The sequence below is a fragment of the Pseudomonas sp. NDM genome, from assembly GCF_003105095.1.
In the GTDB taxonomy this organism is placed as follows: domain Bacteria; phylum Pseudomonadota; class Gammaproteobacteria; order Pseudomonadales; family Pseudomonadaceae; genus Aquipseudomonas; species Aquipseudomonas moraviensis_A.
In genome coordinates, this window is the sequence record NZ_QETJ01000301.1 from 1 (window position 1) to 2,048 (window position 2,048).

General features: G+C 61.4%; 1 pseudogene. It reads left to right on the forward strand.

Annotated elements, in window-relative coordinates:
• Positions 1 to 103: 103 nt before the first annotated feature.
• A pseudogene (locus tag DCO47_RS26620) lies at positions 104 to 2,048 on the forward strand (hypothetical protein); the annotation flags it as partial.

Genomic DNA, 2,048 nt, shown 5'->3' on the forward strand with positions numbered 1-2,048 from the left:
GACCGCTCGTCGGATATCACCGCACACCTGTCAAGTCTGACAGGTGTGCATTCACGCCAAGTCGCGTTAACTCGTTCCGTCACTTCCCGTCGGAGCCGTCTCCATGTCCAGCCCCCAAAAACCCCTGCTACTCGCAGAACTCGGCATTCCTGGTCGCAGCAAGGACCCGGTGTCGAAGGATCCCGATGTCTGGGGTATCAACATCGCCGCCGCGTTGGACAACTTTCCGTATCACGGCCTGCGGTGCGAGGCGGGGCCGTGGGGAAATATGGCGAGTGGCGACAGGCTGACGATATTTTGGGGCACCGGGCACAATGTGCTGACCCAGACCGTCCTCAAGGACGAGGTCGATACGCAACTGCGCATGTTCGTGCCTTCGCGGCACATGGTCGACGGCGAGTTTGCGGTGTCCTATTCCGTCAAGCCGCTGGGCGGCACAGATCAACCGTCCGAAGTCATGCAGGTGCTGGTCAAGCTGACGCGCCCGGGTGGCCACGATAACAACGGTGACGACGGCCATTCCAGGCTGATCATGATCATTGCGCAGGAGATTCTTGACGGCGGCATCCACGAGGGCAACGTGGCCGCTGGCGTGGACATCAGCATTGGCAAGGCCGACGGCACACCGCCCTATCCCTTCGCCGCGGCCGGCGATATTTGCCGCGTGAGTTGGGGTGGAATCTTCGTGCTCAGTGCTCCACTGACCCAGGACCAGGCCGAAGGCACGGCGCCGATCATCGTGAAAATCAAAGAAGATATCATCCGTGAAGCGGGTGATGCCGGTGGTCCAGGGATCCCCGGAGTGGCCGTGGTGTTCGAGGTGTACGACAAGGTTTTCAACCGTTCCGAGGACTGGAGTCCTGAACAGCGTGTGGTGGTGGCCGTTCATGCGACCCGGCTGGGTGCGCCGTTGCTCAAGGAGGCGCTGAACAACGTGCTGGACGTCGACCAATTGGGCGACGCCGATGGCACCGTGCAAGTGGTCGCCACAGACAATGCCCACTTCAAAATCGGTGACATCCCGTTCATCAAGATCAAGGGCACGCCGGTCGAAGGTCCACCGATTGATCTGGAAATAGAAGGCCTCCCGCTGATCAGCGTGCCGAGCGTTGTTGAAACCAAGGCCCCCAATGCCGTGCTGCGTCAGTTGGCCAAGTCCCAGATCACCGTGTCTTACCGCCTGAAAAAAGCCGATGGCAGCGCCGACCTGATATCCAACGGCCAATTCATCCGCGCCATCGGCGAAGTCCAGCGCCTGGCCGCGCCGATCATGCTGGACGAGAACTCCGGGGCGCTGGATCCCGCACTGCCCCAGGTGCGTCTCGAAATCCCCTTCGACAAATCCTTTGCCGAAGGTCAGGAGCTCAACATATTCATGCTCGGCACCACGTCAGGCCTCAAGCCCTACCTGCCTGCTCTGCCAACGCGCCCCATCACCCACAACGACATCGTCGCAGCCAAACCGCTGTCGTACAGCATTGACGGCAACCACCTGACCCCGGTCAACGGCGGCACGGCGGAGTTCTACTACCAACTCCTGATCCCGAGCGCGGCGTTCGCCAAGCTGGACGCGTACCAGGCCTCCCACGCCATTCGCGAGTCGATCCACACCGACATCCTGCGAGTCGGCAAACCACGCCGGGAACTGCCCGAACCGGTGGTGGCCGGCGTGGTGGACGGCGTCCTGCCCGCCGACACCCCCGGCACCACCGCGACGATCATCTACACGGAAACGGTCAAAGGCGATGAAGCGTTCATGTTCTGGGTCGGCTCGATCACCGGTGAGTATCCCGACTCGATCAAGCTGAACGAATTTACCGCCGGTAAGGAAATACCGTTCACCATCCCGGCCGCGATGATCAAGGACAACGAAGGCGGGACGGTGGTGGCCAGGTACGAAATCAAGCGTGCGGATGGGAGGACCAGTTATGCCGAGCCGCTGGAGTTTCGTGTCGGCGTGGCGCTGGATCTGAAAGAGCCGAAAATCAAGCAAGCCCCGAACGACACCAGCCTCGACCCGCTGGAGGCCCAGAACGCCCTGACCTCAG